Origin of the sequence: Centipeda artemidis DSM 19719 (assembly GCF_000426665.1) — a bacterium.
Lineage (GTDB): Bacteria > Bacillota > Negativicutes > Selenomonadales > Selenomonadaceae > Centipeda > Centipeda artemidis.
Map to the genome: position 1 here is coordinate 46,386 of NZ_AUFU01000006.1, position 19,553 is coordinate 65,938.

The following is a 19,553-nucleotide window of genomic DNA, read 5'->3' on the forward strand; positions in this document are numbered from 1 at the left end:
ACCTATGCGCCTCGCCGCCCTCCTCGCACTCAGTCTCTCCCTCGCCGCCCCCGCCGCGACGGCAGTACCCGCGCCGCCCATTACGACCGAGCAGCTGCCCCTCGTTCGCCGTCCCGCATTCCCGGCGCAGCTCCCCGAGGGACGCACCGTCGATGAGAAATTGATCGCGGGACTGCGCTTTGCCGTGCCGCCGCCCGCCGACGCACTCAAGACGCCCGTACAAAATCCGACAGAGATCACCATCATGGGCGACGCGGCGGCAACCGAGGAGCAGATGCTTTCCTACCTCCTGCGGCGCAACCCGCAGCCAAAACTCACCGGCACGCCCGCAGAGCTCGTGCATGCCTACTATGAAGAAGCCGAGCGCGAAGGCATCCGCCCCGACGTCGCGCTCGCACAGGCGTTCAAGGAAACGGGCTTTTTCGCATACGGCGGCGACGTAGACTGGCGGCAGAACAATTTCTGCGGACTGGGCGCAACGGGCGGCGGGGTTAGGGGTCTCTCCTTCCCCGACATCCGCACGGGTGTCCGCGCGCACATCCAGCACCTCCTCGCCTACGCGAGCAAAGACCTCCCGACCGTCCCCATCGTCGACCCGCGCTACAGCCACATCCGAACGAACCGCCCCGACGTCTACGGACGGCTCACGCGCTGGACGGATCTGAACGGCGTATGGGCTGTCCCTGGCAAGACCTACGGACAGGAAATCCTCCTCATCCGCGACGCCGCACGCGCCCCCGACGGCTCCGACGCCGCCCTGCACGCCGCGAACCTCCGGCTCATGCAGGCGGCAGATGCCGACGCCTACATCTATCGCGGACTTGTGTACCTGCATCGGAGCGCCTACGATGACGCCCTCGCCGACTTTACAGCCGCGCAAAAGCGCGATATGAAGCGCCCTGCCCCCTACCTCGGAATCGCCCTCGTACATGCGGCGGCAGGACACAGCAAAGAGGCACACGCTGCCTACGAACGCTATCTAAAACTCGCTCCCGACGATGCCACGGCACGCTATAACTATGGACTCGTCCTCCTCGAGACAGGCGCAGACGATAAAGCCGCCGCAGCCCTGCGTGGAGCGCTCGCGGCAAATCCACAGAACGCCGATGCCATGAACGCCCTCGGACTCGCGCAGCTCCGCAGCAAAGACTATCGGGGCGCATGGCACACATGGGCGGATGCCGCGCGCATCGCCCCCGAGAACGCGGACATCCTCATCAACCAAATCCTCCTCGCCGCCTCCTGCAAAGACGCGGCGGAAAAGAAGGAGAAAAAGAAGCGTAAATAAAAAAGCTGTCGCACATAGGTCAATACCTTCGTGCGGCAGCCTTTTTTGTTTTATAGATACTGTGGTCTGTGATCCGTAATCCCTAGATACTGCTTGAGTGATTCCTGCAGGAGATGTGACAAATTCACCTTTTCCTTGCGTGCCGCAATGTCGAGCCAACGCGGAATCGTTACCGTTTTATTCGTAGATTTATTGAGCATCTTCTCACGAAACGGCGGCATCCATGCATCGATCATCGCAAGGGATGTCCCCTCTTTGGTACGAAGAGATGCGACCTTCGAGGGGATCGGGATGTCTTCGCCATCCTCCTCCATACCGTATAGATGCAGTTGGAGTGCTTCCTTCGCGTTCTTAAACGCTTCCTCCGGCGTATCTGCGCACGGGCAGCACCCCGGCAGATCCGGAAACACGATGGAAATTCCGCCTTCTTCCTCCGTAAAAACGGCAGGATATATATATCGGTCTTTCATATTCTACACCGCCTTGCAAATCAATCACGGACGTCAATTCCTGCCTGCCTCAAAATATTTCTTGCAGTCCCTTCCGGAACATCCTTCCTTGGATGCGTCAGTGTAACACGTCCCTTCTTAACAGGATGCTTGTACTGATGGTGATCGCCCGTGCAATGTACTTCATACCAACCGTCTTTTTTGAGTATTTCGAGCAGCTCTCTAGATGAATAGGATTTCATAAATATAGTCCCCTCAAGCATACTCACTCTAACACATGTTATAACATTTGTAAATAGTATGCACTGCCAACGCTTTCACACGTCGACACCGCCCCCCTTTTTCATGTTAAATATGTGCCAGCACAGCGCCCGTCATTTCCTCCGTTCCGACCTTTTTGAGGTCGTTGCCCTCGGTGTATAGGTCGCCCGTGCGCAGTCCGTCCGCGAGGGCGGCGTCGACGGCGGTCTCGATCGCTGCTGCGGCGGCTTGCTCATGCAGTGCGTAGCGCAGGAGCATCGCCGCGGAGAGGATCGTGCCGAGCGGGTTGGCGATGCCGCGCCCGGCGATGTCGGGTGCGCTGCCGTGGATCGGTTCAAAGAGGCTCGTCCCCGTGCCGATGGACGCCGACGGCATGAGCCCGATCGAGCCGCCGATCACCGCCGCCTCATCCGATAAAATATCGCCGAAGAGGTTCCCTGTCACGATGACGTCAAACTGCGTCGGGCGCACGGCAAGCTGCATCGCGCAGTTGTCCACATAGAGATGCGAGAGCGCGACGTCGCCGTATTCCGATGCGAGCGCCGTCACCGTGCGCCGCCAAAGGCGCGAGGTCGCGAGCACATTTGCCTTGTCCACGGACGTGACCGCGCCGCGCCGCAGACGCGCCGTCTCGAATGCGAGCCGCGCGATGCGCTCCACCTCGGGGACGGAGTAGTTCTCCATGTCCCACGCGCGCTCCGCGCCGTCCACCTGCTCCGACTCGCATTTCTCACCGAAATAGATTCCGCCGATCAGCTCGCGCACGATCACGAGATCGACGCCGCGCACGAGTTCGGGTTTTAGCGGCGAATGTTCGACGAGGGCGTCAGCCACCTTGACCGGGCGCAGATTCGCGTACAGTCCAAGCCCTTTTCTGAGCCCTAGGATCGCGCGCTCGGGGCGCAGTTCCGGAGAAATATCGTCCCATTTCGGGCCTCCGACCGCGCCGAAAAGCACGCCGTCCGACGCTTTGCATACGGCGAGCGTCTCCTCCGGGAGCGGCGTGCCGTACTTATCGTATGCCGTTCCGCCCGCGTCGCGCACTTCGTAGGAGAGACCGAGCGCGAACTTCGCGTCGACGGCCTTCAATACCTCGACCGCCGCCGCCGTGATCTCGGCGCCGATGCCGTCGCCCGGCACAACCGCAATTTTATACGCCATGGCGGAATCCCCCGTTCTCCTTGATATAGTTCAGCAGTCCGCCCGCCGCCGCAATCTCCTGCACGAAGCCCGGAAGGGGATGCGCGCGGAACGTGTCGCCCGTCGTGAGATCGCGGATCTCGCCCGTCGCCGTATCGACGCTCAGGCGGTCGCCCGCATGGATCTTCTCCACGTCGTCACCGATCTCGAGCAGGGGCAGTCCGATGTTGATGCCGTTGCGGTAGAAGATGCGCGCAAAGCTCGCCGCAATGACGACGGGAACGCCCGATGCCGCAATCGCAATCGGCGCGTGCTCGCGCGAGGAACCGCAGCCAAAATTCCGCCCGCCGACGATGATGTCCCCCGCCGCGACATTTTTCGCAAACGTCGTGTCGATGTCCTCCATGCAGTGCGCCGCGAGCGCCTTCGGTTCGAACGTGTTGAGATAGCGCGCCGGGATGATGACGTCCGTGTCGATGTTGTCGCCGTAGCGCCAGACCTTTCCCTCCTGCATCAGAGCACCTCCTCGGGCGCGGCAATCCGCCCCAATATTGCGCTTGCCGCTGCGACATGCGGGCCCGCGAGATAGACCTCGCTGTCCACATGCCCCATGCGCCCGCGAAAATTCCGATTCGTCGTCGAGACGCAGCGTTCCCCCGCCGCGAGGATACCCATATAGCCGCCGAGGCAGGGGCCGCAGGTCGGCGTCGAAACCGCCGCGCCCGCATCCATGAAAATCTCAAGATAGCCGCGTTTCATCGACTCTTGATAGACCCACGGCGACCCGGGGATGACGATGCACCGCACATTCGGATGCACCGTATGTCCCCTCAAAATCTCAGCCGCGATCTCCATGTCCTCAAGCCGTCCGTTCGTGCATGAGCCGATGACGACCTGATCGATCGCGACGGGTTCGGCGAGATCCATCACGCGCCGCGTATTCTCCGGCAGATGCGGGAACGCAACGACGGGGCGCAGCACACCGAGATCAATCTCCACCGTCTGCGCATACACGGCGTCGGGATCGGCTGCGGCAGGCGTGAAGTCCGCCGTCATGCGCCCCGCCACATAGTCCCTGCACACATCGTCATACGGGAAAATGCCGTTCTTCGCGCCCGCCTCGATCGCCATATTCGCAATCGTCAGACGGTCGGTCATCGTGAGCGCCGCGACGCCCCCGCCCGTGAACTCAAGACTCCGATAGAGCGCGCCGTCCACGCCGATCATCCCGATGAGCGTCAAAATCACGTCCTTGCCGCTGATGTCCGCAGGTTTTTTCCCCGTCAGATGCACATTGATCGCCTCGGGCACCTTGAACCACGCCTCGCCCGTCGCCATACCAACCGCGAGATCGGTCGTGCCGACGCCCGTCGAGAACCCGTTCACCGCGCCGTAGGTACAGGTATGCGAGTCCGCGCCGATCGTGAGCATCCCGGGACCCACGATCCCCTTTTCCGGCAGGAGCACATGCTCGATGCCGACACGCCCCTGCTCATAGTAGTGCAGAATGTTGTGCCTGCGCGCAAAATCGCGCATGATCTTCGCCAGCTCCGAGGACTTGATGTCCTTTGCGGGCTGGAAATGATCGGGAATCAGCGCGATTTTCTCCCGGTCAAAGATGGGACGTCCCGTCTTTTCAAACTCCTTGATGGACGGCGGCCCCGTCACATCGTTTGCGAGCACCATGTCGAGCCGGCAGGTGACGAGCTGTCCCCCCTCCACCGCATCGAGCCCAGCATGGCGTGCGAGAATCTTCTCGCTCATATTCATCCCCATGGATTACCTCCAAAAATAATACAGAAAGAGGGGTGCGGCAAAAGCCGTCCCCTCTGATATGACCGCCGTGTTGCCTCGCAGAAGAGGTTCGGTGATTTCCTTAGTCCTTGCGCAGATCGGCGCCATCCTTCAGCCACGACATCATGCCGCGCAGCTCCTTGCCAACCGTCTCGATCGGATGCTCCGCGTGAATACGGCGCTCCGCGAGGAAGTTCGCACGCCCCGCAGCGTTGTTCTCCGTGAGCCACTGACGCGCGAACGTGCCGTCCTGGATCTCGCCGAGGACGCGCTTCATCTCCGCCTTCGTCTCGTCCGTGATGATGCGCGGCCCGCGCGTGTAGTCTCCGTACTCCGCCGTGTCGGAGATGGATTTGCGCATCTTCGCCATGCCGCCCTCATACATGAGGTCGACGATGAGCTTCATCTCGTGGAAACACTCGAAATACGCAATCTCCGGCTGATAGCCTGCCTCGCAGAGCGTCTCAAAGCCCTTCTGGATGAGGTGCGTCACACCGCCGCAAAGGACGACCTGCTCGCCGAAGAGATCGGTCTCCGTCTCCTCCTTGAACGTCGTTTGAATGACGCCCGCACGCGTGCCGCCGATGCCGCGCGCATACGCGAGCGCGAGGTCAAAGCAGCGCCCCGTCGCATCCTGCCCCACAGCGAACACATCCGGCACGCCGCCGCCCTCGCGGAACGTGCGGCGCACGAGATGCCCGGGGCCCTTCGGCGCGACCATGAACACGTCGATGTCATCCGCCGGAACAATCTGGTTGAAATGGATATTGAAGCCGTGCGCAAACGCGAGCGCGCTGCCGGACTTCAGATTCGGCGCGATCTCGCTGCGGTAGAGTGCCGCCTGCTTTTCATCCGGAATGAGGATCATCGTGACGTCCGCCGACTTCACGGCATCCGCCACGGGGAGTACCTTCAGCCCGTCTTCCTCGGCGATCTTCGCCGATTTTGACCCAGCGTAGAGACCGACGACGACATTCACGCCGCTGTCCTTCAGGTTCAGCGCGTGCGCGTGCCCCTGGCTGCCGTAGCCGATGATCGCAACCGTCTTTCCCTCAAGTACGCTCCAGTTGACATCCTGATCATAGTAAGTTTTTGCCATAGTACTCACGCTCCTCACAGTGTTCGTAAATTGTGTGTTCCCCGCGCTCGAGCGCAATCAGGCCCGTGCGGATGATCTCGACGATGCCGTAGGGACGGAGCACCTTCAAGAATGCCGTCACCTTGTCGTCGCCGCCCGTGATCTCAAAGATGATCGAGCCCGCGTCCACATCCACGACGTGCGCGCGGAAGAGTTCCCCCATCTTCAGCACGTCGAGACGGTTCGTATCGTCCGCGTGCACCTTGATCATCGTCATGCCGCGGCACGCCGCGCTCTTTTCATCGAGCCGCTGAACGGCGCGCACGACAGGCATCTTCTCGAGCTGCTTGATCATCTGCTCCACGAGATTCTCATCCCCGTGCACCACCACCGTGATGCGCGAGAATTCCGGCGACTCCGTGACCCCCACCGACAGACTGTCGATGTTGAACTCGCGCCGCGAGAACATGCTCGCTACGCGCACGAGAACACCCGTCTGATTCTCTACAAAAACAGACAGAATATGCTTCATCACGCCGGATTCCTCCCTGCCTGCCGCATCGACCTTCACCCCTGGGAAAACTCCTTCATTATCGCCCCGCCGCCGGCATTTGTCAATGATTTTTTAGGCGCGATATAGATTCGGATATCACCAAATTTTCTTTCATATTCTCAATCACAGCACGAATCAAATAAAAGCGTGCAGTGATCCAGCCCATAGCGAATGATAACGCCCGTATCCGCCGCATAGTCCACACACTGCGAGGAAATATCCTCTTTGGTCGTAACGAATACGTCTGCCTCCCGCAACACAGGAATCGAAAACGCCTCCTCGGCATCGTGGGCAAGGAGGAGCGGTGTCTCCTCCCCCTGCTCCTCAAGCCGCGCTGCAATCGCCGCCCACGCCGTCCCCTGTGACATTGATGCCGCGCGATGGAGCAGCAGCGCCGTTTTATCCGCAGCGCAGTACGTCTCAATATACGAATCAATCACATGCTGCCAAACGGCTTCCTCCGCGTCAAAATCCGGAACAAAATAATAGATCTTGTATCTGTCTGCCCGGAGCGCCCGCATCATAGCGACCGTCTCATCCGCCGGCTCGTCTTCGCGCGGTGCAGCAAATTCCGCAATAAAACGCACCGGATCTTTCAGCAGCGGCAGATTCGCTTTGATCTTCTTCTCCGGCCAGTTCCACCACTTGATCTCCTGCAGCGCACGGATCGTCTCCTCATCAAAGCGATATTTAATGACGCGCGCCGGATTACCTACCACAACGGCATAAGGCGGCACGTCCTTCGCAACGACGGAGCGCGCGCCGATCACCGCACCGTTGCCGATACGCACACCGCCGAGGATCGTTACGTCACATCCGATCCAAACGTCATTTCCGATGATGATCTGCTTGCGATTCACATGATTGTAATGATTTATCTGCGGCTCTTTGCCGTCCGCCAAATCCTCAAACGGATAGGTAGTCACCTGCCGATAGTCATGGTTGAGCCCCAGCTCAAAGGTCAGCCGATGTCCCAGAGCACAGTAACGTCCCACGAGTACATGCCCTTCCCATACGCCACACTCGAAGCGTCCGTTCACCATATAGGAACCGGAGCCGAACGTCATCGCCGTGTGCCGCTGCTCATCATCCATGTGGAGTTTTTTCACACGCGGTGAAAATTCCGTAAAATTATATTCCTTAATCAAGAGAGTTCATCCCCTCTGTCTTTCTCTGCAAGATGCAGCTTATTCCATACTGCTCAGTAGGTGATTGATCGCAAAAGCAATCTCTTCCTCCTCAACATCCCTAAAAACACTCAGCTCGTATTTTTCGTTGATGAGCACCGCCGTGATATTCCGATCCGTCTGCTTTTTATCCTTCCGAATGGCGGACACGACTGCTTTCAAATCAAAATACTCTTTCTTGATCTCGACATGCGTCAATATCTTCCTGCAAACGGCGGCAATCCGATCCGCATAGTCCTGCGGGATCATCCCGCGGCGCACGGAGATCGCATTCGCAGTCATCATACCGAGCGCCACCGCCGACCCGTGCGGGACGGCGTACCGGCTCACCGTTTCATAGGCGTGACCAAACGTATGGGCAAAATTCAGCAGGATACGCTCGCCGCGGTCAAATTCGTCCGCTTCGATAAATTTCTTCTTAAATTCGAGTGATGATTGAATATATTGTTCTAGTTTTTCGTAATCGTGCGCGAGCAGCGCGTCGACATCCGCCTCGATATGCGCGAGCCCCTCCTTGCCTGCGATGACGTTGAACTTCACAACTTCTCCCAAGCCGCTGCAGTAGTCGCGCGGAGAAAGACTGCGAAAGAACGGCTGATAAATATAAATCTGATCCGGCGGATAGAACGAGCCGAGCAGATTCTTAAAGCCCTTGTAGTTGAGCGACGATTTCCCGCCGATGCAGCTGTCACACGCCGCGAGAAGCGTCGTCGGCAGGAACGTCCAGCGAATGCCGCGGTAAAGGCTCGTCGCGACAAAGCCCGTCACATCCTGCACGATGCCGCCGCCGATCGACACGAGATGCGTATTGCGCTTCGCCGGCATCGCCGTCATCTGCTCGCAGATGGCAAGCGCGGTCGCAATCGTCTTATGCTCCTCCGCCGCCTCCATAAGGAAGAGCCGCCCCGCCGAACCCGCCGGCAGCTGTTCCCGATAACGCTCATACACCGCTCGATCTATGACAAAAAACGTATCGTCCTCCGCCGCAAGCTCCCCAAGCAGCGAGAGAGATTCAACAAACTCCACACGATATGTTTTGAACCGCGATTTGATTTCCATATATCAGCACCTCTTCTCCTCATGCATCGAATCCCGCATCGGAACAATTATCCCGTCTGCACCGGCAGCTCCTGCAAATAGTGCCAAACACGACTAAACCCCTCTTCCACACCATAATGACACTGCCAGCCAAGTGTTCGTAGTTTATCTGCTGAGGGAAGATTTGCCCGATTAAGGCGGTTTTCTAGATATGCAGTATCTTTCGACCGTTTCTCTGCAATAACCTTGCAGTCAAGCTCCGGCCGCAATTTCAGCAGCGTTTGAGCTAGTTCATAGATGCTGAGGAATGCTTGGTCATTCGACACGTTGTAAGCCTGCCCCGCTGTCCCTGCAAAGAGGACAAGGAAAAAACCCGCAACGGCATCCGTGATATAGCAAAAAGGCCTGCATGCACTGCCGTCACTATACATCAAAATATCTGTCCCATCCCGTACACACCGCATAAAGGAGGCGAATACACGCGGGTCTCTCTCAATATCCATCGTCGGCGCATAGGTATGTGCGATACGCACAACCTTTGCAGGAACACTGTATTCAGCGCAGAAAAGCTTGCACCATGTCTCTCCCATGCGCTTGCTCTCTCCATAGCAGCTATGCAGTTCCATCGGGTCAGAGGCACCAAAATCGCTCTCACGAATCTCCCCCATTCCCTCTTGCAGCTTGCCATACACATCTCCGCTGCTGAAGAAGAGGAACGATTCTATATTTTTTTCCTGTGCCAACTGCAGGAGATAGTAGGTGCCGAGTACATTCGGCGCGGCCACTTCCACAGGAATTGTTCCATAATACTGTGGACTGGCAAGGCTCGCAGTATGAATGATGAAGTCAATGTTCTCCTCTATTCTCCATGATTCGCATAGGTCATGATACATCAGCGAGGTATATGATTTCTCCAAATAGGAGTCAAAGCGTGCACGCGCCTTTTCCCCGCTGCGCACATGAAGCAGCATCCGTATATCTGCACCATAATATTCATTTAAGTATATCAGGAAGAATACAACATATGAGGCAAGCATCCCCGCTGCCCCGGTGATAAGAACCGTCTTTCCATAGAGCCGTTGCCAGTCCATACCGCGCCCGTAAATATCCTGCATGTCTTCTTCAATGATGCGGCTATTTAGAAACGGACTTTTTTTCATCGTCCTCCCCCCAATAATGGAGCTTTTCCACGGGGAAATCATCGAGATTGTCCTCGCTTGTATCCTTCAGCGGGATTTCACATGTCGCGCAAAGGGAATGCCGTGCCCCCTTTGTCTTGAGCTGCATGCAGCGAAACGCATAGAGCCGCTTGGAATTCCATATCTCTTCAAGAGAGTTTTCGCAGATACTGCCGACCAATGTATCGCGCGACCAGTCGGTACAGCATACGACAACGTCGCCATTGCTGCGCACCGTCATGTGTGTGAACGGGTAGCGGCAGACCTTGCGTTCCTTATAGAGTGCCTACGCCAAATACGCTGCCTGCGCCTCTTCCCCTTTTTTCTCACTGCCGTAAAGGCGGTCGAGCGCATTCTCCTCGAGCTTCGGTAATATCCACGGCGTATCAATCAACTGCTCGTCGGAAACATCCTTATATATACGATAAAATTCTTCATTATTCCTCACCGTGTGTATCCATGATTTTCGCGCAGATAAACGGTTTTTTCGCCCCTTTTCTGTCGCGATACTCTTTCAGATATGCAATATTTTCCCGAATCTCCTGGGGCGCAACGCGCGACTGCGTGATACGTGCCTGCCCATCTGCGCGTACGGAATATATCGATGCTCGTAGGTAGTCCAGCTCGAGGTCGACCAGTTCTTTCGCAACCTCCTTCGTGAGGAGTGAGGCATTTGTCGTAATCTCCATCTCATGACAAATATCCGCGCCCTTGATTTTTTGAACCATGCGGCAAATGCCCTTATGCAGGAGCGGCTCTCCCGTCGAATAGAGTTTGATGAGCTTAATCTTCTTGCCTTGGTGTCGGCAAAACTCCTTCATATCCTCCAAAAGCTTATCAAAGAGTTCGTCCGTCATATTGCCGAAAGGCCCACCGTGTTTTGTATATTCCGTTGTACTCTGCCAGCACATAAGACACTTGAAGTTACAGATGTTCGTCGGCTCGATACAGATACAAAGCGGCACATCAAGCGGAACAACATCCCGCAGTGTCAGCCTATTTTTCTGATATGCCTCGGAAAAAGGCACAATTTCATTGCTCATCATGATTCCCCCAAAATATTACGGTGTGAAAAGATTCGTTCAACAGCCGCCTCGACACACCGATTTTTATACGCGATATTTCACTAAAAGTGCTCGATGTTTCTCCTCATGCAAAAAGAAAAAATTCGTCTCCGTTGTTGTTTCGTCCATCGTCTCAAACGGGATGAGGCGCTCTCCCGCAGAGGTACAGCAGCAATAGCCCCATTCCTTGAACATCGCGATAATATCGTTCGGATGATAGTCAAAGCGTGCCCCGTGTTTCCGGAGCATCTCCGTATAGACGACAGGGCACATCTGAGAGAACACACGCGCCCCTCCAGCGAAGACCATCTTCTCCGCCCCCTCCGTATCACACTTAATAAAGTCGATATTCTTTATTCCATGCTCCTCTACAAAGTTATCGAGCGTATCGATAGGACAGATAACCTCCTCAGAGCGCTCTTGGGGCTCTCCCAGCCCCTGATTTCCTTCCTTGAAGTAATAGGTATCGGTGATAGGCCGGAGCGAAGCCGCCTCGTTCGCAGCAGGTACAAAGAATTTCAAATCACCGCGCTCACTGTAAAACCCCATATGGTACGCCTTAATCTGCCCTTCCCGTCCGTTCAGCCGAATGTTGCGCTCTAGGCCGGCAAAAGTATCTGCCACGGGTTCAAAGGCGTAAATGATACTGTCCTCATTGGCCTTGGCAAGGCTAAGACTCACACGCCCAACATTTGCCCCAATATCAAATATAGTCCCGCCTCTAGGGATAAATCGGCTCATAAAGGGAATCTCCTCGCCCTCCGTACCGATGAAAATCGCTTCTGCACGGCAAAGATGCTGCGTCATATCAAAAAAGAGGGCAATATCCTCCGTCCGCAGTACAATTCCATCCGCGCGTATCTCGACGCTCTTGCAGTAGGGATTCTTTCTCAGAAGCTGCTGCACCTCGAGCAGCGGAACAAAGCGCTCACGTGCCAATTCCCAATATGTGCGTTTTGGTAATTTCCCCTCTTCATATAAATCGTACAGCTTCTCCAGTTTCATATAGTTCCCACTCCCCAATGAAATACATCATTTATTTTAGGCGTCTATTACAATGTTTTACTCTTCATCCTCCGGCACAAGCGGAATATACATATTCCGCTGCAATTCCTCCCGCGGCAGGAATGGCGCCATGTCCTCAAGCGGCGGTGAGAAGAGACGCCCGTCCGCCAGCCGCTTGGTTGCGGACTTTGGCTCAAATATCTGCTCCGTCGATACGAACACCTCGCAGAGGATGTATGTCTCTGAATGCACTGCGCGGTCAATCGTCTCTGGTAGTTCATCGTTACTGCGAATCGCCGCGTAGGATATCCCGAATGCTGCGGCAATTTTTTCAAACGACGGGAATCCCAGGTCGCCGCTCTCAGGCCCCACGCCGATGAGCCCGTCGTGAAAGACGTTGTTCTGCGTCTGCCGAATCTGATGATATCCGCCGTTGTTGATGACAAAGATGCAGATGGGCAGACGGTTCGTCACGATTGTCTGCAGCTCCTGCAGATTCATCATGATGCTGCCGTCGCCTTCGATGCAGACCACCTTCCTGTGCCCGCCTGCCAGACACGCCCCAATGGCAGCGGGCAAGGCGTAGCCCATCGAAGAGATGGCACAGTTCATGAGGAATCGGCTCCCTGTATTGATATAGTATGACTGACTGCCGACAACGCTCGCCGAGCCGTTGGCGGCAACGGTCAGCGCATGCTCCGGCAGGCGGCGGCTGAGACAGTCGATGAACGCATAGACATTGGCGGGGTGCTGCGATGCTTTATGCCGCGCCTGCACAACGGGGTAGGCAGCCTTCCATGCAGCACATTGACTGAGCCATGCCGTGTGTGTAAACCGCTCTCCCTCCGCTGCAGCAAGCAAAGCCTCCATAAAGGCTGCGGCATCGGTGCAAATGGGCAAATCAAGACGCAGAATTGGTTTAGAGAGTTCCAGCGGGTCGATATCGACCATAGCGACATACGCCGCGCGTGCCCACGTCGCTGTGTTCCAGCCGACCTGATAGATGCTCATGCGCGCACCGATGCAGAGGAGGAAATCGCTGTTCTGCACGGCAAAATTCCCCGCGCGGTCGCCCATATTGCCGCCGCGTCCGCAGTAATGCGTGTCATCGGTTGCGATGAGGTCAATGCTGTCCCAGCAGGTAACAACGGGAATATCCAAGGCTCCATACAGGCGCCGGAAGAGTTCCATGCCGCCCGCCCACCGAATGCCGTTGCCGGCATAGAGAACGGGACGCTCCGCCTGTCTCAGACGTGCGAGCACCTGCCGTGCAGCCTCCGTGACATCCGTCTTCGCAGGTGCCGCTGGCGGCACATAGCCTGCGAGCGTATCCGTTTCAATGAACGCTCCCTGCACATCGAGGGGAATATCGAGCCACGCGGGTCCCGGGCGCCCTTCTCGTGCAAGGTAAAGCGCCTTCTCGAGCTCATAGCGGATGCGCTCCGGCTCCATCACCATCACAGCATACTTCGTCATATTCTGCTGCACGGCGGGCACGATGTCAACCTCCTGCCCGCCGATGGAGCGAATCTGCCCGCCGCAGCCATGAATTGAGAGGTCACGCTTTGCCTGCCCCGAGATGACAAGCATCGGAATGGAGTCTTGATAGGCGCCGACCACACCGTTCAGCGCGTTAATAGCCCCGGGACCACTCGTGACGCAGACGACAGCGAGCTGTCCATGCACGCGCGCATAGCACTCAGCCGCCATCGCCGACGCCTGTTCATGATGATTGTAGAGACAGTGCAGCCGCGCGTGATGTCCGAACGAATGGTTGAGATGCATCGCTCCGCCGCCGACAACAGTAAAGATTTGGGTAATCTCCCGCGCGGCTAAGAAATCCGCGATATAATCCGATACTTTTTTCTGCATCGCAAATCCCCTCCTTTAGGCTGACCTCTATAGCAAAGATGCACCACCGTCTACAGTCAGTACCGAACCAGTCATATAAGTCGAATCATCTGACATCATAAATAATGCCGCCTTTGCCATCTCTTCAGACGTTCCTACACGTCCCATCGGTATATAAGAGAATCGAGAAAAATCTCGATTCGTATGGAGTGCGGTATCTGTAAGTCCAGGGCACAGACAATTCACACGCACCTTACCCGCATAGTTCAGGGCACAAAGCTGCGTGAATTTAATCATAGCCGCCTTTGAAGTTGCATAGAGATAGGACCTTTTCCCCACTGTACGCAGACCATCAATCGACGCATTATTGACGATAACCCCCTGTGCAGATTCCAGCATTGGCATGAAGTATTTCGTCATATTCATCACGCCGCGCACATTCGTATGGTAGACCTCCTCCCATGCCTCATCGTCCAGCTCCTCCAAATTGCGCGTAATCAGAACGCCCGCATTGTTAAAGAGGCCGTCGAGCCGCCCATAACGCTCCATTACGGTATCGGCGAGCGCACGAATCTCCGCCGTCCGCGCAATGTCGCAGGCGAAGAACTCAGCGCTCCCCCCCGCCTCAGTGATACGGCGCACGACATCGTCGCCGTGCTCTTTGCTGCGCCCAACGACAATGACCTGCGCTCCCTCGGCGGCAAAGAGAAGTGCGGCGGCGCGGCCGATGCCGGACGTTGCTCCCGTGATGAGGATTATTTTATCCTGTAATTTCCCCATGTTCTCCCCCGCTTATTTCTCATAGCGCGACGCGGTCACAAACGTCACTTCGAGTTTGCCGCGAAGGTCACGCAGTACATTTTTTACATAGTCGTTAAGATAGCTTGCCTTTTCCTTGGCGAAGCTGTATTCGCGGCTGATGTCAAAGTAGTTGTCGCTCCGACGCGAATAGCCGTCGAATCCCGCAAGTGTGACTGCCGGCACGCCGATGCGGATCATCGCCTTCAGCAGCATGACGAGCGAATTGTCGATGATCTCCGTCGTCGGATCAATGAGCGCGTCATAGCGCAGGATATAGGAGAAATCGCTCTGCGCCTTCGTCACGTTCGACGTCGCGATGATCTCCGCCGTGCCGCTCATGCCGCTGCTCATATCGCTGCGCAGCTGTGTGTATCGCTTTGCCTTCGTAAGAAATACATAGTCTACGGGAATATGCTTCGGCGCATAGTTGACGGAGACGACGATAGGATTTTCTTCTGCGATGTACTTCGTCACGCGGCTCTTTTGCCGGTGTATGGTATTGCCGGGACCGAGCAGGAGCACGCTGCGCCCCTTGAACAGTTTCCTCAGTCGACGCACATCCGCCGCATCATCGCAGGCGATGCTCTGATACGCGAGGTAACGCTCCTCAATAAACTTGGCGTCGTACATGAGCTGCTTGTCCTGCGGGAGTGTGCCGAGGATCTCGATAATCTGTTTGACCGAGAGGGTCTTTTTATTCATGAGATACGAGACATAGTTCGGGTGACAATGCGTCGATGAGGCAATGTAAAAGAACATATTGTAGCCCCAGCTCTGCTTTTGATAGATGTCATAGATGACGGTGTCGATGGTCTCGAGTACCTGTGCCGTATCGTAATGCCCGCCGCAGTGCGTGTTCATATACATCATGAGGAGCTCGAGCGGTGCGTTGCCCGCGCTCTTGCCCATGCCGTAGATCGTGCCGTCCGCGAGGAGGTTGCGCGAACTGTCCGAGGCGAGAAGCGTCTTTGTGTTGGCAAAGCCGAGCTGGAAATTGTTGTGTGCGTGAAAACCGATTTTGATGCCGGGATCGACGTGTGCATCCAAAATCGAGAAGATGTGCATGAGCTGCTCCTCATCGAGCAGTCCGTAGGTGTCCACCATCGACGTTGCATAGGGTTTTATCTTATTAACCGCCGCTGCGTATTCTCTGAGTTTTTCATCCGTATAGGTCGTCACGGACACCATCTGCGCGAACACCTTGTACCCAAGCGCCTGCACTTCGGCGCAGAAATCCAGCGCTTCATACATGAGATGCTCTTTGAAGATGACGCGGATACCGTCGATGAAGGTCTCGCCCGCAGGCTGAAGATGCTCGATCCCGCATGTGCCGTAGTCGATCATGCCGAGCACAACCGCATCTCCCTTATCGACGCCGGCGAAGATCCGGTTTGCCGCCGCCGTATCCGGCATGATGCTGCGGTTCATATCGAAGGGACGCCGCGCGTCAAGAAATCCGATTTCGATATACTCGACCCCGGAACTAACGAGACGTTCAAAAATCTCGATGATCCGGTCATGACCGAATGCCCAGTCGTTGACATAGCCGCCGTCGCGCAGCGTGCAGTCCAGCAGTTCACGTCGTCCCATCGTCATACGCTCCTTTTCTGTGCCGCCACATATGATAAAGGCAAGTCCCTCGCTATATTATTCTATTGACGAACCGCCTCTTTGATGATGCGCGCCATGTAGTCGATCTTTTCGTCCGTCATCCCGGGGTAGAGGCCGACCCAAAAGGTGTCGTTCATGATGCGGTCGGTGTTCGCGAGCGTCCCGACGATGCGATAGCCTTCGCCCGACGCGCGCATCTCGTCAAAGCACGGGTGCTTCGTGAGATTCCCGGCAAAGAGCATCCGTGTCTGCACGCCGTGTTCCTCGACGTATTGCACCACGGCTTTACGGTCAACGCCTTTCCTACATGTGAGCAGGAAGCCGAACCAGCTCGGTTTTGCCCCGGGGCACGGCTCCGGCAGAATGAGCCTGTCCGCAATATCCCGAAGCCCCGCCGTCATGCGGTCAAAATTCCGACGGCGGCGTTCCGTGAACAAGGGGAGCTTCCTCAGCTGCGCACAGCCGACTGCCGCCTGCATATCCGTCGCCTGCAAATTGTAGCCGAAGTGCGAGTAGACGTATTTATGATCGTACCCGTACGGCAGATCGCCGTGCCGCCCCTCGAACCGCCGCCCGCAGAAATCGTCGTGCCCCGGCGGACATACGCAGTCGCGCCCCCAGTCGCGGAAAGAGCGCACGATCTTGTGCAGCTTCGGATTGTTCGTATAGACCGCGCCGCCCTCGCCCATCGTCATGTGATGCGGCGGATAAAAACTCGACGTGCCGATGTCGCCGATCGTCCCCGTAAACCGCTTCGCGCCGTCGATCGTATAGGTCGATCCCAGCGCGTCGCAGTTGTCCTCCACGAGCCACAGATCATGCCGCCTGCAAAAATCGCGCACCGCTGTGAGGTCAAACGGATTCCCAAGGGTATGCGCGACCATCACCGCCTTCGTCCGCTCCGAACGTGCCTTCTCCAACATCGTCACGTCGATATTGTACTGCGGGATCGTCACATCGACAAATACGGGGACGACGCCGTACTGCACCATCGGTGCGACCGTCGTCGGGAAGCCCGCCGCGACGGTAATGACCTCGTCGCCGCGCCGCACGCGCCGATCTCCGAGCAGAGGCGAGGTGAGTGCCATGAACGCCGCGAGATTTGCCGACGAGCCGGAGCTCACGAGCGAGACGTATTTCACGCCGAGATACGCGGCGAAGTCCTTTTCAAACGCGGCGGCATACCGCCCCGCCGTCAGCCAAAACTCGAGCGCGCTGTCCACGAGATTGCACATCTCCTCGTGATCGTAGACGCGCGAAGCGTAGGGAATCCGATCCCCCTCATGAAATTCCGTACGCTTCCTGTGATAAGTATCGCAGTATTCCTTCGTGAGTGCGATGATCCTGTCGTGCAGTTCCTGCTGTGTCATTCTGCGCCCTCTCTGTCTGCGGAGAGAAACTCCTCTATCTGTGCGCGCATGAGGGCGCTGATGTCCGCGCCGCGCCGCCATGCCTTCGCCCATGCGATCGTCTTTTCTACCGCCGTATCGATATGCCAACGCGGCAGCCAATCAAACGTATTTCGCATCTTCGCGCAGTCTAGTCTCAGGAACTGCGCCTCGTGCGGTCCCTCCGTGCTCGCATCTTCCCATACCTGTCCCGCGCCCCACAGACGGCAAAAGAGATTCATGAGCGCCCCCGTCGTCACGCAGTCGGCATCGTCGGGGCCAACATTGTAGGCGTCCGCATACGAGCCGTCCTTATACTGCACCTGTGCGATCAGGAGATAGGCATATAGGGGTTCAAGGACATGCTGATAGGGGCGCGTCGAATGCGGCCGGCGCACTCGTATGGGCACCCCCTCATATGCCGCACGGACGGCATCCGGAATAATACGATGCTCTGCGAAGTCGCCGCCGCCGATCACGTTGCCCGCGCGCGCCGTGGATACGGCGCACCGACCGTCCGCGAAGAAACTCCGCCGATAGCTCGCCGTCACGAGTTCCGCACAGCTCTTGCTGTTCGAATACGGGTCAAAGCCATCGAGCCGCTCGTTTTCCCGATAGCCCCACATCCATTCGTTATTTTGATACACCTTATCCGTTGTGACGTTCACGAGAGAGCGGACACACGGCGTCCGGCGCACGCACTCCAGGACATGTACCGTCCCCATGACGTTCGCGGCGTATGTCCCGACGGGATCGCGATAACTTTCGAGGACGATCGGCTGTGCCGCGAGATGAACGACGATCTCCGGGCGGGCGATCTCGAACGTCCTTTGGAGCGCGTCAAGATCTCGTATATCGCCCGTAATGCTTTTCATCCCCGTGGTAATCCCGGCGGCTTTTAGTACCTTGCCGCCTTCCTCCGTCGGTGTCGGCAGCGAAAAGCCCGTCACCTCGGCGCCAAGCGACTGCAAGAGGAGCGAAAGCCACATCCCCTTAAAACCGGTATGCCCCGTAACGAGGACGCGTTTCCCACGATAAAAATCAGGACTTACCTTCAATCTTCCCACACCTTCCACGGCGCATGACCGCTCTTCCAGAGTTCCTCCAGCTCGAGTTTTTCTCGCAGTGTATCCATGCACTGCCAAAAACCGCGGTGCTGATAGCTCATAAGTTCCCCTTCCTCCGCCAGCCGGCACAGCGGTTCCTGCTCCAGTACGCAGTCGTCTCCGCCCAGATACTCAAAGATCTGCGGCTCAAACACCATGAACCCCGCGTTGATCGGCGCACTGTCCTGCTGGGACTTTTCACGGAAGGAGCGCACCGCGTTGTCTCCGCCGATGTTCAGGACGCCCTTTGACTCTTCCTGCCAAACGGCGGTGAGCGTCGCGATTTTCCCATGCGTGCGGTGAAACGCAAGAAGTTTTCCGATGTCGACATCGCAAACGCCGTCCCCGTAGGTCATACAGAACGGCTCGTTGCCGACATAGCGCCGGACGCGGTTGATGCGCCCCCCGGTCATCGTGCCGTCGCCCGTATCGACGACCGTCACGCGCCATGGTTCCGAGTGCTGCTCATGCAGGATCACCTGCTGTCCGTGGGTCATGTCGAAGGTCACATCGCTTGTGTAGAGGAAGTAGTTGTTGAACCACTCCTTGAACATGTACTGCTTATAGCCTGCGCAGATGATGAAATCGTGAATACCGTACGCCGAATAGCCCTTCATGATATGCCATATGACGGGCATACCGCCGATCTCCACCATCGGCTTCGGGCGGTACTGTGATTCCTCGGTGATCCTCGTGCCGTACCCACCCGCTAAGATGACAGCCTTCAAGCGCGCTCCTCCTTCTCAAACAACGGCAATACC

General features: G+C 56.9%; 21 protein-coding genes. 1 reads left to right on the top strand and 20 read right to left on the bottom strand.

Annotation, left to right across the window (positions count from 1 at the left end):
- Positions 1-4 precede the first annotated feature (4 nt).
- On the top strand, positions 5-1,288 hold the full coding sequence (locus K341_RS0104735) for a glucosaminidase domain-containing protein (RefSeq protein ID WP_026762029.1): 1,284 nt from the start codon (positions 5-7) through the stop codon (positions 1,286-1,288).
- A gap of 50 nt (positions 1,289-1,338) precedes the next feature.
- Here K341_RS0104735 and K341_RS0104740 read toward each other — a convergent pair whose 3' ends face one another.
- From K341_RS0104740 to rfbF, 20 genes are all read right to left on the bottom strand, one after another.
- Positions 1,339-1,758 (bottom strand): type II toxin-antitoxin system HicB family antitoxin, encoded by a 420-nt coding sequence (locus tag K341_RS0104740; RefSeq protein ID WP_009350340.1) that lies wholly within the window; start codon positions 1,756-1,758, stop codon positions 1,339-1,341.
- 20 nt (positions 1,759-1,778) lie between these two features.
- On the bottom strand, positions 1,779-1,979 hold the full coding sequence (locus tag K341_RS12270; protein WP_071604397.1) for a type II toxin-antitoxin system HicA family toxin: 201 nt from the start codon (positions 1,977-1,979) through the stop codon (positions 1,779-1,781).
- A gap of 106 nt (positions 1,980-2,085) precedes the next feature.
- Positions 2,086-3,159, bottom strand: coding sequence for a 3-isopropylmalate dehydrogenase (leuB, locus tag K341_RS0104745; protein WP_026762030.1), 1,074 nt, complete (start codon positions 3,157-3,159; stop codon positions 2,086-2,088).
- Entirely contained in the window at positions 3,149-3,652 is a 504-nt protein-coding gene (locus K341_RS0104750; RefSeq protein WP_009439384.1) for a 3-isopropylmalate dehydratase small subunit, read from the bottom strand. The genes leuB and K341_RS0104750 overlap by 11 nt, the downstream gene beginning before the upstream one ends.
- Positions 3,652-4,914, bottom strand: a complete 1,263-nt coding sequence (gene leuC / locus K341_RS0104755) for a 3-isopropylmalate dehydratase large subunit (protein WP_026762031.1) — start codon at positions 4,912-4,914, stop codon at positions 3,652-3,654. The genes K341_RS0104750 and leuC overlap by 1 nt, the downstream gene beginning before the upstream one ends.
- A 100-nt stretch (positions 4,915-5,014) precedes the next feature.
- The gene (ilvC, locus tag K341_RS0104760; RefSeq protein ID WP_009439526.1) at positions 5,015-6,031 is read right to left on the bottom strand and encodes a ketol-acid reductoisomerase; all 1,017 of its coding nucleotides are present in this window, start codon (positions 6,029-6,031) and stop codon (positions 5,015-5,017) included.
- Positions 6,012-6,542: an acetolactate synthase small subunit gene (gene ilvN, locus K341_RS0104765; protein WP_026762032.1), complete on the bottom strand. Its 531-nt coding sequence runs from the start codon at positions 6,540-6,542 to the stop codon at positions 6,012-6,014. The genes ilvC and ilvN overlap by 20 nt, the downstream gene beginning before the upstream one ends.
- 140 nt (positions 6,543-6,682) lie before the next feature.
- Positions 6,683-7,672, bottom strand: coding sequence for a CatB-related O-acetyltransferase (locus tag K341_RS13000; protein WP_282705185.1), 990 nt, complete (start codon positions 7,670-7,672; stop codon positions 6,683-6,685).
- A gap of 78 nt (positions 7,673-7,750) precedes the next feature.
- Positions 7,751-8,809: an AroB-related putative sugar phosphate phospholyase (cyclizing) gene (locus K341_RS0104775; RefSeq protein ID WP_026762034.1), complete on the bottom strand. Its 1,059-nt coding sequence runs from the start codon at positions 8,807-8,809 to the stop codon at positions 7,751-7,753.
- Between the two features lie 47 nt (positions 8,810-8,856).
- Complete coding sequence (locus K341_RS0104780; protein WP_248676871.1) at positions 8,857-9,948, bottom strand: NAD-dependent epimerase/dehydratase family protein; 1,092 nt, start codon at positions 9,946-9,948, stop codon at positions 8,857-8,859.
- Positions 9,923-10,207: an SPASM domain-containing protein gene (locus K341_RS12915; protein ID WP_248676872.1), complete on the bottom strand. Its 285-nt coding sequence runs from the start codon at positions 10,205-10,207 to the stop codon at positions 9,923-9,925. Before K341_RS12915 ends, K341_RS0104780 begins: the two co-directional genes overlap by 26 nt.
- Before the next feature lie 45 nt (positions 10,208-10,252).
- Positions 10,253-10,414 carry a hypothetical protein gene (locus tag K341_RS12920; protein WP_248676873.1) on the bottom strand — a complete coding sequence of 54 codons (162 nt, stop codon included), beginning with the start codon at positions 10,412-10,414 and terminating at the stop codon, positions 10,253-10,255.
- Positions 10,404-11,009: a radical SAM protein gene (locus tag K341_RS12925; protein ID WP_248676874.1), complete on the bottom strand. Its 606-nt coding sequence runs from the start codon at positions 11,007-11,009 to the stop codon at positions 10,404-10,406. The genes K341_RS12920 and K341_RS12925 overlap by 11 nt, the downstream gene beginning before the upstream one ends.
- 66 nt (positions 11,010-11,075) lie before the next feature.
- Entirely contained in the window at positions 11,076-12,035 is a 960-nt protein-coding gene (locus tag K341_RS0104790) for an FkbM family methyltransferase (protein WP_026762036.1), read from the bottom strand.
- A gap of 57 nt (positions 12,036-12,092) precedes the next feature.
- Positions 12,093-13,907 (bottom strand): thiamine pyrophosphate-binding protein, encoded by a 1,815-nt coding sequence (locus tag K341_RS0104795; RefSeq protein ID WP_026762037.1) that lies wholly within the window; start codon positions 13,905-13,907, stop codon positions 12,093-12,095.
- Between the two features lie 27 nt (positions 13,908-13,934).
- Entirely contained in the window at positions 13,935-14,666 is a 732-nt protein-coding gene (locus K341_RS0104800) for an SDR family NAD(P)-dependent oxidoreductase (RefSeq protein WP_026762038.1), read from the bottom strand.
- Between the two features lie 12 nt (positions 14,667-14,678).
- Complete coding sequence (locus tag K341_RS0104805; protein ID WP_026762039.1) at positions 14,679-16,277, bottom strand: aldolase catalytic domain-containing protein; 1,599 nt, start codon at positions 16,275-16,277, stop codon at positions 14,679-14,681.
- A 62-nt stretch (positions 16,278-16,339) separates the two neighbouring features.
- Positions 16,340-17,668 (bottom strand): lipopolysaccharide biosynthesis protein RfbH, encoded by a 1,329-nt coding sequence (rfbH, locus tag K341_RS0104810; protein WP_026762040.1) that lies wholly within the window; start codon positions 17,666-17,668, stop codon positions 16,340-16,342.
- On the bottom strand, positions 17,665-18,744 hold the full coding sequence (gene rfbG / locus K341_RS0104815) for a CDP-glucose 4,6-dehydratase (RefSeq protein ID WP_037349450.1): 1,080 nt from the start codon (positions 18,742-18,744) through the stop codon (positions 17,665-17,667). The genes rfbH and rfbG overlap by 4 nt, the downstream gene beginning before the upstream one ends.
- Positions 18,741-19,520 (bottom strand): glucose-1-phosphate cytidylyltransferase, encoded by a 780-nt coding sequence (gene rfbF, locus K341_RS0104820; protein WP_009350359.1) that lies wholly within the window; start codon positions 19,518-19,520, stop codon positions 18,741-18,743. The genes rfbG and rfbF overlap by 4 nt, the downstream gene beginning before the upstream one ends.
- Positions 19,521-19,553 lie beyond the last annotated feature (33 nt).

What these genes read in the sequence shown, in the direction of transcription:
- K341_RS0104735 (WP_026762029.1), top strand. Translation starts at nt 5, where the DNA reads ATGCGCCTCGCCGCCCTCCTCGCACTCAGTCTCTCCCTCGCCGCCCCC.
- K341_RS0104740 (WP_009350340.1), bottom strand. Translation starts at nt 1,758, where the DNA reads ATGAAAGACCGATATATATATCCTGCCGTTTTTACGGAGGAAGAAGGC.
- K341_RS12270 (WP_071604397.1), bottom strand. Translation starts at nt 1,979, where the DNA reads ATGAAATCCTATTCATCTAGAGAGCTGCTCGAAATACTCAAAAAAGAC.
- leuB (WP_026762030.1), bottom strand. Translation starts at nt 3,159, where the DNA reads ATGGCGTATAAAATTGCGGTTGTGCCGGGCGACGGCATCGGCGCCGAG.
- K341_RS0104750 (WP_009439384.1), bottom strand. Translation starts at nt 3,652, where the DNA reads ATGCAGGAGGGAAAGGTCTGGCGCTACGGCGACAACATCGACACGGAC.
- leuC (WP_026762031.1), bottom strand. Translation starts at nt 4,914, where the DNA reads ATGGGGATGAATATGAGCGAGAAGATTCTCGCACGCCATGCTGGGCTC.
- ilvC (WP_009439526.1), bottom strand. Translation starts at nt 6,031, where the DNA reads ATGGCAAAAACTTACTATGATCAGGATGTCAACTGGAGCGTACTTGAG.
- ilvN (WP_026762032.1), bottom strand. Translation starts at nt 6,542, where the DNA reads ATGAAGCATATTCTGTCTGTTTTTGTAGAGAATCAGACGGGTGTTCTC.
- K341_RS0104775 (WP_026762034.1), bottom strand. Translation starts at nt 8,809, where the DNA reads ATGGAAATCAAATCGCGGTTCAAAACATATCGTGTGGAGTTTGTTGAA.
- K341_RS0104780 (WP_248676871.1), bottom strand. Translation starts at nt 9,948, where the DNA reads ATGAAAAAAAGTCCGTTTCTAAATAGCCGCATCATTGAAGAAGACATG.
- K341_RS12915 (WP_248676872.1), bottom strand. Translation starts at nt 10,207, where the DNA reads ATGACGGTGCGCAGCAATGGCGACGTTGTCGTATGCTGTACCGACTGG.
- K341_RS12925 (WP_248676874.1), bottom strand. Translation starts at nt 11,009, where the DNA reads ATGAGCAATGAAATTGTGCCTTTTTCCGAGGCATATCAGAAAAATAGG.
- K341_RS0104790 (WP_026762036.1), bottom strand. Translation starts at nt 12,035, where the DNA reads ATGAAACTGGAGAAGCTGTACGATTTATATGAAGAGGGGAAATTACCA.
- K341_RS0104795 (WP_026762037.1), bottom strand. Translation starts at nt 13,907, where the DNA reads ATGCAGAAAAAAGTATCGGATTATATCGCGGATTTCTTAGCCGCGCGG.
- K341_RS0104800 (WP_026762038.1), bottom strand. Translation starts at nt 14,666, where the DNA reads ATGGGGAAATTACAGGATAAAATAATCCTCATCACGGGAGCAACGTCC.
- K341_RS0104805 (WP_026762039.1), bottom strand. Translation starts at nt 16,277, where the DNA reads ATGGGACGACGTGAACTGCTGGACTGCACGCTGCGCGACGGCGGCTAT.
- rfbH (WP_026762040.1), bottom strand. Translation starts at nt 17,668, where the DNA reads ATGACACAGCAGGAACTGCACGACAGGATCATCGCACTCACGAAGGAA.